Annotated in this window: 18 protein-coding genes and 1 tRNA gene; 7 read left to right on the top strand and 12 right to left on the bottom strand. The window is 66.1% G+C overall.

Annotated features, from left to right (window positions below; all coding sequences use genetic code 11):
- Positions 1 to 346: 346 nt before the first annotated feature.
- Positions 347 to 1,282 carry an RNA polymerase sigma factor RpoH gene (gene rpoH / locus CFB41_RS14995; RefSeq protein ID WP_089426365.1) on the bottom strand — a complete coding sequence of 312 codons (936 nt, stop codon included), beginning with the start codon at positions 1,280 to 1,282 and terminating at the stop codon, positions 347 to 349.
- A 360-nt stretch (positions 1,283 to 1,642) separates the two neighbouring features.
- On the opposite strand from rpoH, the gene pagL reads away from it, so the two are divergent.
- Both pagL and CFB41_RS14980 read left to right on the top strand, forming a co-directional pair.
- On the top strand, positions 1,643 to 2,212 hold the full coding sequence (pagL, locus tag CFB41_RS14985; RefSeq protein ID WP_089456962.1) for a lipid A 3-O-deacylase PagL: 570 nt from the start codon (positions 1,643 to 1,645) through the stop codon (positions 2,210 to 2,212).
- Between the two features lie 45 nt (positions 2,213 to 2,257).
- Positions 2,258 to 2,641 (top strand): nuclear transport factor 2 family protein, encoded by a 384-nt coding sequence (locus tag CFB41_RS14980; RefSeq protein ID WP_039346091.1) that lies wholly within the window; start codon positions 2,258 to 2,260, stop codon positions 2,639 to 2,641.
- A 143-nt stretch (positions 2,642 to 2,784) separates the two neighbouring features.
- Here CFB41_RS14980 and leuA read toward each other — a convergent pair whose 3' ends face one another.
- Together leuA and ybiB are read right to left on the bottom strand one after the other, a co-directional pair.
- Positions 2,785 to 4,431 (bottom strand): 2-isopropylmalate synthase, encoded by a 1,647-nt coding sequence (gene leuA / locus CFB41_RS14975; RefSeq protein WP_089456961.1) that lies wholly within the window; start codon positions 4,429 to 4,431, stop codon positions 2,785 to 2,787.
- Between the two features lie 380 nt (positions 4,432 to 4,811).
- Positions 4,812 to 5,786, bottom strand: a complete 975-nt coding sequence (gene ybiB, locus CFB41_RS14970) for a DNA-binding protein YbiB (protein ID WP_089456960.1) — start codon at positions 5,784 to 5,786, stop codon at positions 4,812 to 4,814.
- A gap of 193 nt (positions 5,787 to 5,979) precedes the next feature.
- Between ybiB and maiA the strand changes: the two genes are divergently transcribed.
- Positions 5,980 to 6,624, top strand: a complete 645-nt coding sequence (gene maiA, locus CFB41_RS14965; RefSeq protein WP_089457208.1) for a maleylacetoacetate isomerase — start codon at positions 5,980 to 5,982, stop codon at positions 6,622 to 6,624.
- Between the two features lie 86 nt (positions 6,625 to 6,710).
- Here the strand turns inward: maiA and ftsY are convergent, their stop codons facing one another.
- Positions 6,711 to 7,865, bottom strand: coding sequence for a signal recognition particle-docking protein FtsY (ftsY, locus tag CFB41_RS14960; RefSeq protein ID WP_089456959.1), 1,155 nt, complete (start codon positions 7,863 to 7,865; stop codon positions 6,711 to 6,713).
- Between the two features lie 214 nt (positions 7,866 to 8,079).
- Here ftsY and rsmD point away from each other — a divergent pair, with 214 nt between their 5' ends.
- The 3 genes from rsmD to CFB41_RS14945 all read left to right on the top strand — a co-directional run bounded on the left by rsmD (position 8,080) and on the right by CFB41_RS14945 (position 9,629).
- Positions 8,080 to 8,694 (top strand): 16S rRNA (guanine(966)-N(2))-methyltransferase RsmD, encoded by a 615-nt coding sequence (gene rsmD, locus CFB41_RS14955; RefSeq protein ID WP_089456958.1) that lies wholly within the window; start codon positions 8,080 to 8,082, stop codon positions 8,692 to 8,694.
- Positions 8,695 to 8,805: 111 nt separating this feature from the next.
- Positions 8,806 to 9,303 carry a pantetheine-phosphate adenylyltransferase gene (gene coaD, locus CFB41_RS14950; protein WP_039346084.1) on the top strand — a complete coding sequence of 166 codons (498 nt, stop codon included), beginning with the start codon at positions 8,806 to 8,808 and terminating at the stop codon, positions 9,301 to 9,303.
- Between the two features lie 59 nt (positions 9,304 to 9,362).
- Positions 9,363 to 9,629: a YfhL family 4Fe-4S dicluster ferredoxin gene (locus tag CFB41_RS14945; RefSeq protein ID WP_069248899.1), complete on the top strand. Its 267-nt coding sequence runs from the start codon at positions 9,363 to 9,365 to the stop codon at positions 9,627 to 9,629.
- Positions 9,630 to 9,713: 84 nt separating this feature from the next.
- Here CFB41_RS14945 and hisC read toward each other — a convergent pair whose 3' ends face one another.
- The 8 genes from hisC to CFB41_RS14905 all read right to left on the bottom strand — a co-directional run bounded on the left by hisC (position 9,714) and on the right by CFB41_RS14905 (position 16,869).
- Positions 9,714 to 10,781, bottom strand: a complete 1,068-nt coding sequence (hisC, locus tag CFB41_RS14940) for a histidinol-phosphate transaminase (protein WP_089456957.1) — start codon at positions 10,779 to 10,781, stop codon at positions 9,714 to 9,716.
- Between the two features lie 115 nt (positions 10,782 to 10,896).
- On the bottom strand, positions 10,897 to 11,496 hold the full coding sequence (pth, locus tag CFB41_RS14935) for an aminoacyl-tRNA hydrolase (RefSeq protein ID WP_006477776.1): 600 nt from the start codon (positions 11,494 to 11,496) through the stop codon (positions 10,897 to 10,899).
- Positions 11,497 to 11,617: 121 nt separating this feature from the next.
- Positions 11,618 to 12,223, bottom strand: a complete 606-nt coding sequence (locus CFB41_RS14930) for a 50S ribosomal protein L25/general stress protein Ctc (protein WP_089441047.1) — start codon at positions 12,221 to 12,223, stop codon at positions 11,618 to 11,620.
- Between the two features lie 161 nt (positions 12,224 to 12,384).
- Complete coding sequence (locus tag CFB41_RS14925) at positions 12,385 to 13,341, bottom strand: ribose-phosphate pyrophosphokinase (protein ID WP_089441046.1); 957 nt, start codon at positions 13,339 to 13,341, stop codon at positions 12,385 to 12,387.
- A gap of 45 nt (positions 13,342 to 13,386) precedes the next feature.
- Positions 13,387 to 13,463 (bottom strand) — tRNA-Gln (locus CFB41_RS14920).
- Positions 13,464 to 13,518: 55 nt separating this feature from the next.
- The gene (gene ispE / locus CFB41_RS14915; protein WP_089426357.1) at positions 13,519 to 14,400 is read right to left on the bottom strand and encodes a 4-(cytidine 5'-diphospho)-2-C-methyl-D-erythritol kinase; all 882 of its coding nucleotides are present in this window, start codon (positions 14,398 to 14,400) and stop codon (positions 13,519 to 13,521) included.
- A gap of 25 nt (positions 14,401 to 14,425) precedes the next feature.
- Complete coding sequence (gene lolB / locus CFB41_RS14910) at positions 14,426 to 15,046, bottom strand: lipoprotein insertase outer membrane protein LolB (protein ID WP_089456956.1); 621 nt, start codon at positions 15,044 to 15,046, stop codon at positions 14,426 to 14,428.
- Positions 15,046 to 16,869, bottom strand: coding sequence for a tetratricopeptide repeat protein (locus CFB41_RS14905; protein ID WP_089456955.1), 1,824 nt, complete (start codon positions 16,867 to 16,869; stop codon positions 15,046 to 15,048). Before CFB41_RS14905 ends, lolB begins: the two co-directional genes overlap by 1 nt.
- Positions 16,870 to 16,955: 86 nt before the next feature.
- Here CFB41_RS14905 and mutM point away from each other — a divergent pair, with 86 nt between their 5' ends.
- Positions 16,956 to 17,783, top strand: coding sequence for a bifunctional DNA-formamidopyrimidine glycosylase/DNA-(apurinic or apyrimidinic site) lyase (gene mutM / locus CFB41_RS14900; protein ID WP_089456954.1), 828 nt, complete (start codon positions 16,956 to 16,958; stop codon positions 17,781 to 17,783).
- Positions 17,784 to 17,790: the final 7 nt, after the last annotated feature.

The following is a 17,790-nucleotide window of genomic DNA, read 5'->3' as shown; positions in this document are numbered from 1 at the left end:
TTAAGTCTGATTTGGGGGCGACTTTACGTCGGATTTATGACGGCCGTGAAGCTGTTTTAATCCTTTTGCGCCTGACATGCCAATTTTAAAAGCACGGCTTTCCGATGCCGAGTGCTGCGCTGCGGCAGACCGTCGCGAAACCCGGGCCGAAACTTGAGGCAGATCAAGGTTATGCGGAAGGGGGCGCCAAACGGCCTATTACCTGACGAATCAGGTCAATTAATCCGCACTGAAACGCGCCGAGAAACGAACGAAGCGGCGAATGAAAAGCAGGGGGAAAAGGGCGAAAAAAAACCGCTGCCGGTCGGGCAGCGGTTTTTGATGAAGCGCTCTAAATCGCAGCGATTTACGCGTATTCGGCGAGGGCGGTGCGCATCTTTTTCATCGCGCTCGCCTCGATCTGGCGGATGCGCTCTGCCGACACACCGAACTCGGCAGCGAGATCGTGCAGCGTCGAGCCGCCCGAGCCGTCGTCGTCGACGTGCAGCCAGCGCGCCTCGATGATGCGGCGGCTGCGCGCGTCGAGTGCGCCGAGTGCCTGCGCGATGCCGTCCGTCTGCAGCGTGTCGCGCTGACGCGCGGCCAGCACGGCGGTCGGTTCGTTGTGCGAGTCTGCCAGGTAGGCGATCGGCGCGTACGACTCCTCGCCGTCCTCGACCTGCCCTTCGAGCGCGATGTCGCCACCGGACAGGCGCGTTTCCATTTCGGTCACGTCTTCGCGCTTGACGTTGAGTTCCTTCGCGAGGCCGTCGATTTCCTCGGGCGTCATTGCCTGCAAGCCCTTCTTGTGGCTGCGCAGGTTGAAGAACAGCTTGCGCTGCGCCTTCGTCGTCGCGACCTTCACCGTGCGCCAGTTGCGCAGGATGTACTCGTGAATCTCGGCCTTGATCCAGTGGATCGCGTACGACACCAGGCGCACGTTTTGCGCCGGGTCAAAGCGCTTCACCGCCTTCATCAGGCCGATGTTGCCTTCCTGGATCAGGTCGCCGTGCGGGAGGCCGTAGCCGAGATAGTTGCGCGAGATCGACACGACGAGCCGCAGGTGCGACAGCACGAGGCGGCGTGCCGAGTCGAGGTTGTTGCCTTCGCGGAATTCGGTCGCGTACTGGCGTTCCTCTTCCGGCGTCAGCAGCGGAATGCGATTGACGGCCTGGATATACGCGTCGATGTTGCCAAGCTGGCCCGGCAACATCGATTGGGCTGCGAGCGCCAGCGAGCCTGCCGATGCGGCCTTGGCCGGCGTGGGGCTCAGGGTGTTCGGGAGGGTCAGGGCGTTGCTCACTAAAAAACTCCTTTGGAATCAGGGACAAACCCCCGGTCTCGGATGAGATTCCGGGAGCCATCTTAGCACTCCCGGAAACCGAGTGCTAATTCCTTAGAGCAAGCGTGGGCATCGGAGTTCCCGCTTTTTCTATCGAGCAAGTCGAGTCGATAGTCTATTCTGCGACACAGGTCGCGAAGCGAAGTTCCGTAAGCCGTTGTTTCTGATGGTAAACGGTAGACGATTTCGATTTTTGTCGTTTCGGAAGCAAGCCATTTCGCTTTGTGATGCCGATCCGAAAAGTCCTTTACCATACCATTCAGTTCGCTTGAGCCGGCCGAAGCGGCTGGCTCCATTCAACCCACAAAGTTGGAGTGACAGATGAACAATAAGAAGAATCGCCGGCCCCGCAGCCGGCTGGCGCTGCATGCGATGCTGGCGGCGTCCCTTCTGGGCGGATCGGGTGCCGCATGCGCGGATCGATGGGGGATTCAGGCGGGCGGCGGTTTTTCGGATCGCCGCGGGGTCGACAAGGCCGATCTCGGCGTGGTGTGGGATCCGGGCTGGAACTGGTGGGAAATCGGCGGCTGGCACTTCGCGTTCGTCGTCGAAGGGCATGCCGGCTACTGGCACACGGGCGGCAACGTCCATAGCAGCATCGGTGAATTCGGCGTGACGCCGATGTTCCGCTTCATCAAGAGCGCCGGGGAGATCCGCCCGTTCATCGAGGCCGGCGGCGGCGTGAGGCTGCTGACGCACCCGACGATCTCGGATCACTTCTCGTTGGGGACCGCGTTCCAGTTCGCGCCGACGGCGGGGGTGGGCGTGCAGTTCGGCCAACGGCAACAGTATCAGGTCGGCTACCGTTTTGAACATGTGTCTAACGCGGGTATCAAAGAGCCGAATCCTGGTATAAATTTCCACCAGTTCTACTTGCAGTACAACTTCTGATCCGCACGCCCGCGCACGGCGTGCGCGTTGCCGAGGAGTCAGGCGATGGCGAAGGTGGTCGATGCGATCCGCGCGCTCGAGCGCGATCGGTTCCGGGCGATGGTGGACGGGGACGGCGAGGCGCTCGACACGCTTTTGTCGGACAAGGTGTTCTTCGTCCATACCAACGGCAAGCGCGAAACCAAGCAGCAGTTCATCGACGCCATCGTCGCCGGCCGCCGCCGCTATCGCCAGATCGAAATCCAGTCGCAGGACGTGCTGCCCGTCGGCGATGAAACCTGCGTCGTCACCGGGCGCGCGTTGATCGAGATGGAAACGAACAACGGCGGCCTGGTCTTCCCGATTGCCTATACCTCCGTCCACACCCACGAACAGGGCCGCTGGAGCCTGTTCGCGTGGCAGGCGACGCGGTGCGCGACCGAGACATGAGCGCGCGTGGCGCTCCTTTTCATGTCCCGACCGAAGCGGCCTTCTGAGCCGCTTTTTGTTGCCTCGTGCGGCGCGGATCGCGCGGCGCACGGGCGGTCACGCCCCGCTCGCTGACGTTTGAACCCTGAAACGGAACCCGCCGCTCAGGCCGCCGCGCGGCGATCCGCGCAGTGCCAGGCCGAGCGGTTGATCGCGCTGACCACCGCGTCGAGCGCGGCGCTCGCCGCATCGGCGTGCAGGCCGACGCCGTGCCGCAGCGGCGCATCGCCGACCCGGCAGCCGACCGATACCGCGATTCGTCCGTCCGTCGTGCGGGCGTGTTCGCACGACGCGACGTCGATCGCCGCGCCGGCGGCCGCCGCGAATACCGCGGCCAAACGTCGCACGGCCTCGTCGGGCGTCGTATCCGCCGCGGGCGCTGCCGCGATCTCGCGGTTTTGCCAGCGTGCGCCGTTGCCGTGTCGCGCGGCCGGCCCGTCGGTGTCGAAGAATTCGCGCGCGAACAGCGCGCAGATCGCATCGCCCGTCACTTCCTCACCGGACGCGTCGGCGAGCGTCTGCACCGCATGGCTGAATTCGATCTGCACGCGGCGCGTCGGCGTGAAGCCCATCCCGCGTTCGAGCAGGAACGTCGCGCCGCCCTTGCCGGACTGGCTGTTCACGCGGATCACCGCGTCATAGCTGCGGCCGAGGTCGGCCGGGTCGATCGGCAGGTACGGCACTTCCCAGGCCGCGTCGGGGCGCTGCTGCGCGAAGCCCTTGCGGATCGCGTCCTGGTGCGAGCCCGAGAACGCGGTGAACACGAGGTCGCCCGCGTACGGGTGGCGCGGATGCACGGGAATCTGGTTGCAGCGTTCGACGACGCGGCGCACCGCGTCGATGTCGGAGAAATCGAGGCCCGGATCGATGCCCTGCGTGTAGAGATTCAGCGCGAGCGTGACGAGATCGACGTTGCCGGTGCGTTCGCCATTGCCGAACAGGCAGCCCTCGATGCGGTCGGCGCCCGCGAGCAGCGCGAGTTCGGCCGCCGCGACCGCGGTGCCGCGATCGTTGTGCGGATGCACGGACAACACGATGCTGTCGCGGTACGCGAGGTTGCGGTCCATCCACTCGATCTGGTCGGCGAACACGTTCGGGCTCGCGGCTTCGACGGTGGCCGGCAGGTTGACGATCATCTTGTGATCGCGGGTCGGCCGCCAGGTCTGCGCGACCGCGTCGCAGATTTCGCGCGCGAACGTCAGCTCGGTCATGCTGAAGGTTTCCGGCGAGTACTGGAACGTCCATTGCGTGTCGGGGCGCGCGGCGGCGTGCTCCTTGATGATGCGCGTGCCGTCGATCGCGAGCGCCTTCACGTCGGCCTTCGACATCCCGAACACGATGCGGCGGAACGACGGGCACACCGCGTTGTACAGGTGCACGATCGCGCGCGGCACGCCTTCGAGCGCGTCGAACGTGCGGGCGATCAGGTCCTCGCGCGCCTGCACGAGCACTTCGATCGTCACGTCGTCGGGAATCCGCTTGTCGTCGATCAGCTTGCGGACGAAATCGAAGTCGGTTTGCGACGCCGACGGAAAACCGACTTCGATCTCCTTGAATCCGATCGCGACCAGCATCTCGAAGAACTCGAGCTTCTGCTCGATGCTCATCGGCTCGATCAGCGACTGGTTGCCGTCGCGCAGGTCGGTGCTCATCCAGACGGGCGCGCGCTCGATGGTGCGCGACGGCCATTTGCGGCCATTGAGGCGGACGGGCTCGAACGGACGGTACTTGTCTTGCGGATTGCGCTGCATCTTCTGGACCTCGGGTCTCAAGTCGCGAGCGAAGACGGGCGGCATGGGCGACGGTTGGCGCTGCCTCGCTCCGCGGCACGTGAACGCGCTGCGGATGCGGATGATCTTCGCGAGTCGGCCGACGGATAGACGGACGAATGCTGACGACTTCGGGTTGTAAAAACTACGAGAGGGGTACGGCGAGGAACTGCTGGGAGGGACCGTGCGGACAGCACACGGCGCTACGAAAGCCTTAGGCTAGTCGTAGCGATAGCGGCCGCGCTAGGCGGCCGGAGGTAATTCGGAGGGTGTTCGGAAAGGAACGCATGACGGCAACTCTATGCCAGGATGCGCTCGCGTGTCAAATGCCCCGCAAGCGGGGCCGGTTCGCGAGCGTGCCGTCAGCGTGCGATGCGGGCGATCTGCACGATCGTCGCGACCTGCCGGGCGACCGTGTCGGGCACCGGCACTTCGCCGCGCAATACGGCGTCGGTCCATGCGGCCGTCGTGGCCGCATCGCGCGATTCGGGCAGGGGAACCGGGGGCGCATCGGTCGACGAGCGTTCGGCCTCGATCAGCGTGTCGCACGCGCCGTCGTGCAGCCAGTCGACCTGCACCTGTCGCCGCGTGTCGGCAACGGCTTCGCCCTCGGTGCCACGTGCCAGCAGCGCGCCGCCGAGCGCGGCATCCGGATGGTCGCGGAACAATTGCGCCAGGCTGTCGCGGTACGGCGGGTGCGTGTAGTTGACGAGCCGCAGGCCGGCCGGCGCGAACGGCTGCAGGATCTTCACGAGCGTGTGCGTCGAGTTGCGCACGCCGAGCACGCTGCGCATCGACAGCAGGCGTGCGATGCGCGGCGCCAGCACCTCGATCGACGCGAACGCGACGCGGCGCTCGGCGAGCATGTCCTCGATTGCATCGTGCGACGTCGACGGCGCGATCGACAACGCCGAGAAGATCTCCGCGCTCGTCACGCGTCCCGGATCCCGCTCGACGCCATGCACGAGCACCGGCACGCCTTCGCGCGCGAGCAGCAGCGCGAGCAGCGGCACGAGGTTCGGTTGCTTGCGCGCGCCGTTGTAGCTCGGGATCGACACGGGGCGGAACGCGGCATCCTGCACGTGCACCGGCTCGAACGACGCCTGCGCGGCCGCGAGCATCGCGGCCAGCTCGTCGGCGGATTCGCCCTTCAGCCGATAGGCGATCAGGATCGCGCCCAGTTCGACATCCGACACGCGCGCGTCGAGCATGGCGCGATAGAGCTCGAACGTGTCCTCGGCGGACAGCGCGCGTGCGCCGTGCGGGCCGCGGCCGATTTCCTTGATGAAGCGGGCGCACGGGAACGGAACGGCGGCGGGATCGTGGGAGGCGGTCATCGGGGCGTGGGGCGGGCGGCCGGCATCGGGCCGCGCTGTGAGCGGTGAGGAATGCCCCGAGTATCGCACGGGTGCGGCTGCCGCCAGGCGAGGCCGCTCGACGCGGCGCGCTACACTCTGATTCCCGGCGGTGCGCGCCGGCTGCGCCGCGCCCGTGCCGTCGCCGGCCGAATACGACTACGAGAGACATCCCATGAAGCTTTACAGCTATTTCCGCAGTTCCGCGTCGTACCGCGTGCGGATCGCCCTGAACCTGAAGCAGCTGCCGTTCGACTATGTCCCCGTGCACATGCTGCGCGACGGCGGCGAGCAACTGAAGGACGCATACCGCGCGCTGAATCCGGATGCGGTCGTGCCGACGCTGACCGACGGCGACGCGACGCTGCAGCAGTCGCTCGCGATCATCGAGTATCTCGAGGAAACCCATCCGGAGCCGGCGCTGCTGCCGAAGCAGCCTGTCGATCGCGCGTATGTGCGCGCGGTCGCGCTGCAGATCGCGTGCGAAATCCATCCGCTCAACAACCTGCGCGTGCTGAAGTACCTGAAGCACACGCTGAAGGTGCCCGAGGAGGCGAAGAACGCGTGGTACCGGCACTGGATCGAGGCGGGCTTCGAGACGCTCGAGACGCGTCTCGCGGGCGATCCGCGCACCGGCAAGCTGTGCTTCGGCGATACGCCGACGCTTGCCGACGTGTGCCTCGTGCCGCAGGTGTTCAATGCGAACCGCTTCTCGATCGATACGACGCGCTATCCGACGATCCAGCGGATCGTCGACCATGCGTCGACGCTCGATGCGTTCAAGGCCGCAGAGCCCGGCGCGCAGCCCGACGCCGAATGAGCGCGGCGCGCCCGGGCCGTGCATGACCGGGCGCGCATGAAAAAAGGGCGCCCGAAGGCGCCCTGTGCGATGCGTGCCCGCGGTGTTCAGCCGAGCAGCGCGTCCGCGAATTCGACCGCGCTGAACGGCTGCAGGTCCTCGACCTTCTCGCCGACGCCGATGAAGTAGACCGGCACCGGGCGCTGCCGCGCGATCGCGGCGAGAATCCCGCCCTTCGCGGTGCCGTCGAGCTTCGTGACGATGAGGCCGGTGAGGCCGAGCGCGTCGTCGAATGCCTTGACCTGCGTGAGCGCGTTCTGGCCGGTGTTCGCGTCGATCACCAGCAGCACTTCATGCGGCGCGCCGTCGTGCGCCTTCGAGATCACGCGCTTCACCTTCTTCAGCTCTTCCATCAGGTGGAGCTGCGTCGGCAGGCGGCCGGCCGTGTCGGCCATCATCACGTCGATCTTGCGCGCGCGCGCGGCGCTGACCGCGTCGAAGATCACCGCCGCCGGATCGCCGCTTTCCTGCTGCACGACCGTCACGTTGTTGCGCTCGCCCCAGACCGCCAGCTGTTCGCGCGCGGCCGCGCGGAACGTGTCGCCCGCGGCCAGCAGCACCGACTGGTCGAAGCTCTGCAGATGCTTCGCTAGCTTGCCGATGCTGGTCGTCTTGCCGGCGCCGTTCACGCCGGTGATCATCATCACGAGCGGCTGCGCGCGGCCGAGCATCAGCGATTTCTCGAGCGGCGTCAGCAGCTCGACGAGCAGGTCGTGCAGCGCGGATTTCACCTGCTGCGGGTCGGTCAGGCGGCCGGCGCGCACCTTTTCGCGCAGCGCCCCGAGCAGGTACTCGGTCGCGTCGACGCCCGCGTCGGACATCAGCAGCGCGGTTTCGAGCTCCTCGTACAGATCCTCGTCGATCTTCGTGTTGACGAACACGCCGGTGATGCTCGAGCCCGTCTTGGCGAGCCCCGTTTTCAGGCGCGCGAGCCACGATTTCTTCGCGGTGGCGTCCTGCAGCGGCGGCGGGACGATTTCGACCGCCTCGACGACTTCGTCGCGGCCGTCGTTGGTCGGCGTGACCGTCATCACGACGGCCGGCGCGGCCGGTTGCGCGGGCGCTTGCGGCACGTCGGCCGCGGGCGGGGCCTCGACCGCGGGCGCGTCGGACGGTTCGTCCGTTTGCTGCGCGTCGGCCGATTGCGACTCCGCCGGATCGGGCTCCTGCGTTTTCTTGAATCGTTTGAAGAAGCTGAACATGGTCTGACGTCGGGAAGAGGGCGGCCGCCGCCAGGGGCGGGCACCGGACGGGCCGTCCTGCGTTCGCGCGGGCGCGGCGCACGGCGGCCGAAACCGTGCATTTTATCAGTGCGGCGTGGCGCTCGCGCCAGCGCGCATCGCCGCTGTGGTAACGTGCGCCTGTTTAGCGGTGCGCCCCCGCGCGCGCCCGGTCCCTCCGTCGTCGATATTCCGTATGTCCCGTTCCTCTCCCGGCCGCCCGGCGGCCCCTTCTGGCCGCGGCAAGCCGCACACGATCCGCATCATCGGCGGTGACTGGAAACGCACGCCGCTCGCGGTGCTCGATCTGGACGGCCTGCGGCCGACCCCCGATCGCGTACGCGAGACGCTGTTCAACTGGCTTGGCCAGGATCTCGAAGGCCGGCGTTGCCTCGACCTGTTCGCCGGCACCGGTGCGCTCGGTTTCGAGGCGGCGTCGCGCGGCGCGGCGAGCGTCGTGATGGTCGAGCGCCATCCGCGCGCGGCGCAGCAACTGCGTGCGATCAAGGACAAGCTCGGTGCACGTGCGGTCGAGGTCGCGGAGGCGGACGCGCTGCGGCTCGCGGCCGGGCTCACGCCGGGCGCGTTCGATGTCGTGTTCCTCGATCCGCCGTTCGACGATCTGGCCGTGCTCGAGCGCGCGATTGCGCTGGCGGCGCCGCTCGTCGCGGCGGGCGGTGCGCTGTACGTCGAGACGGGGGCCGAGCTCGATCCCGCCGCGCACGACGCACTCGCCGGCTGGGAGGTCGTGAAGCACGGCAAGGCCGGTGCGGTTCACTATCATTTGCTGCGGCGCGAAAATGATGAATAATGCGCGTTCCATACGAGGCGGCGCGCCGCAAAGGCGACGCAAGCCCATCTCGGCAGCGGCGTGTGCATCGCACGGCTGCCATCCCGTTTGCGTGATGACAGGAGGAGCGACATGGTAGTCGCCGTGTATCCCGGTACGTTCGATCCGCTGACGCGCGGGCACGAAGACCTCGTGCGGCGTGCGTCGAGCATTTTTGATACGCTGGTGGTCGGTGTGGCCGACAGCCGCGCGAAAAAGCCGTTCTTCTCGCTCGAAGAACGTCTGACGATTGCGAACGAGGTGCTCGGCCATTATCCGAACGTGAAGGTGATGAGTTTCACCGGCCTCCTGAAGGATTTCGTCCGCACCAACAATGCGCGCGTGATCGTGCGCGGCCTGCGCGCCGTGTCCGATTTCGAATATGAGTTCCAGATGGCGGGGATGAACCGCTACCTGCTGCCCGACGTCGAGACGATGTTCATGACGCCGTCCGATCAGTACCAGTTCATCTCGGGGACGATCGTGCGGGAAATCGCGCAGTTGGGCGGCGATGTCAGCAAGTTCGTGTTCCCGTCCGTCGAGAAGTGGCTGACCGAGAAAGTCGCTGCGATCGGAGGCCCTGCCGCGTGATGCGGCGCCGGCCGGTTTCGTTGCGAAGCCGGCCGTCGGCCTGAAGAAGTGAGATCAGTATGGCTTTGATGATTACCGACGAGTGCATCAATTGCGACGTGTGCGAGCCCGAGTGCCCGAACGGCGCGATTTCGATGGGCCCGGACATCTACGTGATCGACCCGAACAAGTGCACCGAGTGCGTCGGCCATTTCGACGAACCGCAGTGCCAGCAGGTGTGTCCGGTCGAATGCATTCCGCGCGATCCGCAGCATGACGAATCGCACGCGCAATTGATGGAGAAGTATCACGCGTTGACGGCCGAAAAGGGCGACGACGCGTCGTGACCCCGCGGTGACGCGCGCGCTCGAGTCCTTCGGCACGCCCGTCACGCATCCGGATCGGCGCCGCCCGGCGCCGGTTCTTCCGTTTCAGGCCAGCAGCTCGCGCAACGCCGCGACGAGCGCGTCGCATTCGGCGTCGGTGCCGACGGTGATGCGCAGGTGCTGGTCGATCCGCGGCAGCCGGAAGTGCCGCACGAAAATCTCCCGTTCCTTCAGTTTCGCCGCAATCGCACCCGCGTCGTGCGCAGGATGGCGCGCGAACACGAAATTCGCGGCCGACGGCACGATGTCGAAGCCGAGCGCGTCGAGCGCATGCGTCAGACGTGTCCGGCTGTCGATTACGCGCCGGCAGGTTGCATTGAAATAGTCGGTGTCTTCATAGGCGGCCTGCGCGGCAACTTGCGCGAGCCGGTCGAGCGGGTACGAGTTGAAGCTGTCCTTCACGCGGTTCAGCGCGTCGATCAGCGCGGCATCTCCGAACGCGAAGCCGACGCGCATGCCCGCGAGCGAGCGCGCCTTCGACGTCGTGTGGACGACGAGCAGGTTCGGGTAGCGGTCGATCAGCGTCATCGCGGACTGCGCGCCGAAGTCGACATACGCTTCGTCGATCACGACGACCGACGACGGATTCGCCGCGGCGATCCGCTCGACGTCAGCGAGCGGCAGCGCGCGCCCGGTCGGTGCGTTCGGGTTCGGAAACAGCACGCCGCCGGCGTCGTCGAGATAGTCGTCGACACGGATCGAAAAGTCGTCCGCGAGCGGCACGATCGACGTCTGGACGCCGTACAGGCGCGCATAGGTCGGGTAGAAGCTGTACGTGATGTCGGGAAAGCGCAGCGGCCGGTCGTGCTTGAGCAGCGCCTGGAACGTGTGCGCGAGCACCTCGTCGGAGCCGTTGCCGACGAACACCTGCTCGGGCTTGATGCGGTGATGGGCCGCGACCGTTTCGCGCAGCGCGCGCGCAACCGGGTCGGGATAGCGGCGCAGCGTGTCGCCGGTCTCGCCGAGTTCGCGTGCGATTGCCGCGACGACGCGCGGCGACGGCGGATAGGGATTCTCGTTGGTGTTCAGCTTGACGGGGTGTGCGAGCGCGGGCTGCTCGCCCGGCACGTAAGGCACGAGTTGCTGAACGATGTCGCTCCAGTAACGGCTCACCGCTTGGCTCCTGTGGGGCAAAGCGACCAGATTACCGCATGTGCGCGCAGGGCGGGGCGGGCGGGGCCGCCCGGCGGCGCCGGACGGCTCGATGCACCGGAGCGGTGCGATGCGGTCAGTTGCGATGCAGCTGCATCGTCGCGCGGTCGAGTTCGCCCTTGACGACCATCGGCATCACGGCGAGCGCGCGTTCGATCGACGCGTCGATCACGTCCTGTTCCTCGCGGCGCGGCGGCTTCAGCACGAAGTTCGCGACGTCGGGCTTCGCGCCGGCGCGCGCGCTTTCCGGAATCAGGTCGCGCGGATGGCCGATGCCGATCCGCAGCCGCCAGTACTGCTGCGACGACAGGTGGGCGGTGATGTCCTTCAGGCCGTTGTGGCCGCCGCTGCCGCCGCCGAGCTTCAGCTTCACGGTGCCGGGCGGCAGGTCGAGCTCGTCGTGCGCGACGAGGATCTGGTCGGGCAGGATCTTGAAAAATTGCGCGAGCGCGACGACCGACTGGCCGGAGCGGTTCATGTAGGTTTGCGGCTCGAGCAGATGGACTTCTTCGCCGTGCAGGCGCGCTTTCGCGTAGAAGCCGTGGAAGCGGCGCTCGTCGCGCAGCGTCGTGCCGGCTTCGCGGGCGAGCTGGTCGATCAGCCAGAAGCCGGCGTTGTGGCGCGTCGCGGTGTATTCCGCCCCGGGATTGCCGAGGCCGACGATCAGTTTGATCATGACGTTTCGAAGGCGGCAACGGCCGCCTGGGCGCAGAAAAAGAAAAACCCGCCGGGCAAGCCGCGGCGGGTTGCGTCGACCGTTTCGAGAAACGGATCGATGGGGCGCGTGGGCAGCCCGCTCAGGCAGCCGGCGTTTCGCCTTCTGCTGCGTCCGACACGGCACCAGCCGGGACCGTCGCCGATGCGACAACCGGGTTTTCCGCGTCGATGTGCGCGACCAGCGTGACACCCTTCGGCAGCGTGATGTCCTTCGCGTGCAGCGATTGACCGGCTTCGATCTTCGACAGGTCGACTTCGAGGAACTCCGGCAGGTCAGCCGGCAGGCACTCGATTTCGATTTCCGTCGCGACGTGCGAAACGATCGCGCTCGACAGCTTCACGGCCGGGCTGATTTCAGCGTTCAGGAAGTGCAGCGGAGCCTTCGTGTGCAGCTTCTTCTTCGCGTCAACGCGTTGGAAGTCCACGTGCAGCACCAGTTGCTTGAACGGGTGGTATTGCACGTCGCGCAGCAGAACCTGTTGCGACTGGCCAGCCACTTCGAGGTCGAGGATCGACGAGTGGAAAGCTTCCTTCTTCAGGGCGTGCCACAGGGCGTTGTGATCGAGTTCGATCTTTTGCGGGGCTGCTTCGCCACCGTAAACGATACCCGTGGTCTTACCAGCGTTGCGCAGGCGGCGGCTCGCACCCGTACCTTGCTCTTGGCGCTCGAAAGCGACGACTTTCATGTGATTCTCCAATAGCTGCCCGCGACCAGGCAGTAAAACGGGGCCGTCAGATTGCGGCCCCCGATGAAACGGACGGGGTTTCGTCTATCCCGTCCGATTGTGCAAAAAGCGAAGCGTTGCCGCTTCGCTTTCTGCGCATGCTTTGTTCAGTCGATTCGCGATCAGGATTCCGCGAACAGCGACATCACCGAGTCGCCGCGGCGGATCCGCGAGAACGTTTCGGCCAGCAGGCTCGCGCTCGTCAGTGCACGGATCTTCGAGCAGCCGAGCGATTCGGCCGACAGCGGGATCGTGTCGGTGACGACCAGCTCGTCGAGTGCCGAGGCGGCGATGCGGTCGCCTGCGCCACCCGACAGCACCGGGTGCGTCGCGTAGGCGAAGACCTGCTTCGCGCCACGCTCTTTCAGCACTTGTGCGGCCTTGCAGAGCGTGCCTGCCGTATCGACCATGTCGTCCATGATCACGCAGGTGCGGCCTTCGACTTCACCGATGATGTTCATCACTTCGGAGACGTTCGCCTTCGGGCGACGCTTGTCGATGATCGCGAGATCGCAGTTGAGCTGCTTCGCGAGTGCCCGGGCACGCACCACGCCGCCGACGTCCGGCGACACGACGAGCAGATCCGGGTAGTTCTGCTTGCGCAGGTCGCCCAGCAGGATCGGCGTTGCGTAGATGTTGTCGACCGGGATGTCGAAGAAGCCTTGAATCTGGTCGGCGTGCAGATCCATCGTGATGATCCGCTCGACGCCGGCGATTTCCAGCATGTTCGCGACGACTTTCGCCGAGATCGCGACACGCGCCGAACGCGGGCGGCGATCCTGACGGGCGTAACCGAAGTAGGGGATGGCTGCAGTGATCCGGCCGGCGGATGCGCGCTTGAGCGCATCGACCATGATCATCAGTTCCATCAGGTTGTCGTTCGTCGGTGCGCACGTGGATTGCAGGACGAAGACGTCCTTGCCACGCACGTTTTCCTGGATCTCGACCTGGATCTCGCCGTCGGAGAAACGGCTGACCATTGCTTTGCCGAGGGGAATTCCAAGGATCTTGACGACTTCCTGGGCGAGCGCGGGATTCGCGTTGCCAGTAAAAACCATCAGGCCGTCATGGCTGCTCATCGTGCACCTGCTTCGGGCTTAGGCGGGAAATGCGGGAAAATTTTTTGGCAGGGGAGGAAGGACTCGAACCCTCGCATGCCGGAATCAAAATCCGGTGCCTTGACCAACTTGGCGACTCCCCTACACTTAACTGATAACTTCACCGAACTTGTGTAGGCCGTTCGGCAAAGTAAAACTTCATGACGCGAAAGCGAAGAGCGGATGCTCGTTCAGGCTCTCGGCAACTGCACCGTTCCAGCCGGTGGGCAGCTTGGCTTGCGCCGCTTCTGCCTCATGCTTGCTGCGAAACGCTGCAAACACGCTTGCTCCGGAGCCGGTCATCCTCGCGGGGGTCACATCATACAACCATTTGACCACCTGCGCAACTTCCGCGTACTTACTTGTCACAACTTGCTGCATATCGTTCCGACCGAAACTATCTGGCCATCCCGCGTCGCTGCTTTGCTGTGCAAGAAAGTCCGTAATTGTGACGCGCTTCGAATCTCTTGTCAACAACTCATCTGAAAATATTTCAGCGGTTGGGACGTGAACGCGGGGCGTTACAACCAAGAACCAGCGAGTCGGCAATTGTACCTCAGCTAATTCTTCTCCGATACCCTCTGCGAACGCATTTTTTCCAAAAATAAAAAACGGGACATCAGCGCCGAGTTTTACCGCAAGCGACTGGAGTTCGGCACGCGGCAGGTCGAGTTGCCACAGGCGGTTCAGCGCGAGCAGCGTCGTCGCCGCGTCGGAGCTGCCGCCGCCGAGGCCGGCCCCCATCGGCAGGCACTTGTCGATCTCGATGTCGACACCGCGCGCGGTGCCCGTATGCGCTTTCAGCAGGTTGGCCGCGCGCACGACCAGATCGCTTTCCTCGGGCACGCCGGGCACGTCGGTGACGCGCGCGACGCGACCGTCGTCGCGCAGCGTGAAGTGCAGCGTGTCGCCCCAGTTCAGCAACTGGAACACGCTCTGCAGATCGTGATAGCCGTTCGGGCGGCGGCCGGTGATGTGCAGGAACAGGTTGAGTTTCGCGGGCGCAAGGCAGTTGCGCAGCGAGCGGGTCGAATCGGTCATGCGTATGTCTGGGCTGGGCCAGTGCTCACTGATCGAGCACGAGCTTGATGTCGAGCGGCGGTGTCGCGCGCACGAGGTTGACGCGTTTGACGCCCGTGGCCGGGGCATCCGCGTAGGCAAGGTAGTCGATCGTCCAGCCGTCCTGGCGGATCTGCTTGACGCGCGTACCGTCGGCCGGATCGCGCACCGTCTGCGCGGGCGTGGCGGGCGCGGCGGTCGGCAGCAGCCAGTAGCGCAGGCCCGCGAGCGGCAGTTCGAAACCGAGCGTTTTCTGCATCAGGTCGCCGACGTCCGGCGCATATTGCGTCGGATGGTTCGGCAATTCGAGCGATGCCGCCTGCGGCGTCGACTTCACGACCGCGAGCGTCTGGCCGAGCGGGCTGCGCAGCTCGAGCGACACGTCGTCGCCGTGCTCCTGCCAGTCGAAGTTGCCGTACACGTTCTGCGGATTGCCGAGACGGTCGTCGTACCGCACCGCGAAGCGGCCATGGTAAGCGTGCGTGGCGGTAGTCTGCAGCGCCGCGCCGGTTGGCGCGCTGGCCGACGGCGGCGTGCTCGCGCAGCCGGCGAGCACGAGCGCCGTGCCGGCTGCGGCCAGCGTGCGCTGCGCGCGGAAGGACAGGGAAAACGTCGGGAACATCTGCATCAGAGACCGTTGATCTGGAGGCGTTTCAGCGTCTGCACGAGCGTGTCGTTGTCCGGCTCGAGCTTCTGTGCGTCACGCCATGCGGAACGCGCATCGTCCTGCGCGCCGCTCTTCCACAGCACTTCGCCGAGATGCGCGCCGATCTCGGCGTTCGGCTGCAGTTCGTACGCGCGTCGCAGCACCTTCGCCGCGCCGGCCGTATCGCCCATCCGGTACTTCACCCAGCCGAGGCTGTCCATGATGTACGCGTCGTTCGGTGCGAGCGTCATCGCCTTGTCGATCAGCTTGCTGGCTTCAGGGAGCCGCTGGTTGCGATCGGCGAGCGAATAGCCGAGTGCGTTGTACGCCTGCGGATTGTCGGGCTGCGTGCGGATCAGCTCGCGCAGCTGCTTTTCCATCGTCGTGTAGTGGCCGGTCTTTTCGGCCGCCATCGCGTAGTCGTAGCGCAGGTCGGGATCGTCGGGGAAGTCCTGGACCGCCTGCCCGAGCCGTGCCTCGGCTTCCGGGTAACGCTTCGCGGTGAACAGGATCGACGCGTCGGTGCGTGCGACCACTGCCGCATCGCGCGGATCCGTGATCGGCAGGTCGTCGAGCACCTTGCGCGCCTCGTCGGTCTTGCCCTGTTTCTGCAGCAGCTGCGCGCGCGTGATCTGCGCGGGCAGGTAGTGCTGGCTCGTCTGGTCGACCTTGTCGAGCCACTGCGACGCCTGCGCGTCGTTGTTCTGGTCGATCGCGATCTGCGCGAGGTAGATGTAGCCCTGGCCGACGTCGAGGTTCGGCTGCTTGTCGCCGAGCTGGACATACTGCTTCAGGTAGCCGGTCGCTTCGTCGAGCTTCTTCTGCTGGATCTTGATCAGCGCGAGCGCCATCAGCGGCGTCGGATCCTTCGCGTCGAGCTTGCGCATCGTCTCGAACTGCTTCTGCGCGTCGTCGAGGCGATCGTCGGCGAGATAGAGCTGCGACAGCGCGAGCCGCGCATCGCGCGACTTCGGATTCTGCTGAACATACTTCTCGAACGACGTGATGCCCGCCGCGCGTTCCGCCGGCCCCATCTGCGACAGCATCAAAGCCGCCGGCAGGTAGTCGGGGCGGAGCTGCAGCGCCTGCTTCAGCGACTGCGCGGCGCCGTCCTTGTCGTCGACCGCGAGCTGCTGGCGTGCGATCGCGAGCTGCGCTTCGGGCCGGTTCAGGTCGTTCTTCAGCATGTCCTTCAGCACCGCGAGGCCGCCGACGCGGTCGGAGCCGCGCACGAGCAGCGCCTGCAGCGCGAGGATCGCCGGGCCGCGCGTCTCGCCGGTCGCCCGGGCCAGCTCGCGCGCGAGCATCGGCTGTGCGTCGGCCGGCTTGCCGGCGAGCACCAGCAGCGCGGCGTCGACCTGCGACGCGCGATTCGAATCGGGTGCGTACTGGCGCCACAGGTTCGCCGCTGACAGCGCGTCGGCCGGGCTCTGCGCGCCGAGCGCGATCTCGGTCGCACGCTGCGCCATGCGCGGATCGCGCGTGTCGCGGGCGAGCGCGAGGTAGGTCTGGTAGGCCGGCGCGGGCTGGTTACGCTGCAGCGCGACCTCGGCGGCGAGCACCTGGTAGACGATCTGGCTCGTCAGCGGAACGCCGGGGAGATCCTTTTTCTCGTCCGGCATCACATGCTCGAACGCGCCCTGCGACTCCGCGTCGTCCGATGCCGGATCCTGCGCGTGGGCCGGGAAGGCGGTGAGGGTCCAGGCGGCAAACAGCGCGGCGCCGAGTGCACGGCGGACCGGGAAGGCGCGCGCGCCGCGCACGGCGGCGGGACGCTTCTGAAGCAGCTTCGAGGGCAAGGTCATGGAAATCCGTTCGATGTTTCAACCGATTGTAACGCGCTCGCTACAATACACGCACGATCGTGAATCCAGTCTCAGACCCGCAAAACATGCCAGAGTTGCCAGAAGTCGAAGTCACGCGCCGGGGCATCGCGCCCTTTGTCGCGGGCCGCCGCGTCGAGCGTGTCGACGTCCGTACCGAGATGCTGCGCTGGCCCGTGCCGGCCGGGCTCGCCGAGCAGTTGCGTGCGCGCGAGGTGCTCGCCGTCGAGCGTCGCGGCAAGTATCTGCTGTTCGAGGTCGACGCGGGCTGGTTCATCGTGCACCTCGGCATGACGGGCACGCTGCGCGTGCTGCCCGCGGCTGGCGTGCCGGTCGCCGCGAAGCATGACCACATCGACTGGATCTTCGACGAATTCGTGTTGCGGTTCCGCGATCCGCGCCGCTTCGGCGCGGTGCTGTGGCACCCGCGCGAAGCGGGCGACGTGCATGCGCATCCGCTCCTCGCGAGCCTCGGCGCCGAGCCGTTCTCGCCGGCGTTCACCGGCGCGCTGCTGCATGCGCGCACGCGCGGCCGGACCGTGTCGGTCAAGCAGGCGCTGCTCGCGGGCGACATGGTCGTCGGCGTCGGCAACATCTATGCGTCGGAGAGCCTGTTTCGCGCCGGCATCCGGCCGACGACGGCCGCCGGCAAGGTGTCGCTGCCGCGCTACGAGCGTTTGGCCGACGCGGTGCGCGCGACGCTTGCCGACGCGATCGAGCGAGGCGGCAGCACGTTGCGCGATTTCGTCGGCAGCAACGGCGAAAGCGGCTATTTCCAGCTCGACTGCTTCGTCTACGATCGTGCGGGCCAGCCATGCCGCGTATGCAACACGCCGATCCGCCAGATCGTGCAGGGCCAGCGGTCGACCTATTTCTGCCCGACCTGCCAGCGTTGAAACCTTT

It is taken from the genome of Burkholderia sp. AU33803, from assembly GCF_002223095.1.
In the GTDB taxonomy this organism is placed as follows: Bacteria; Pseudomonadota; Gammaproteobacteria; order Burkholderiales; family Burkholderiaceae; genus Burkholderia.
Note: the sequence above shows the minus strand (reverse complement) of the source record. Positions and strands in the feature narration are given on the sequence as shown.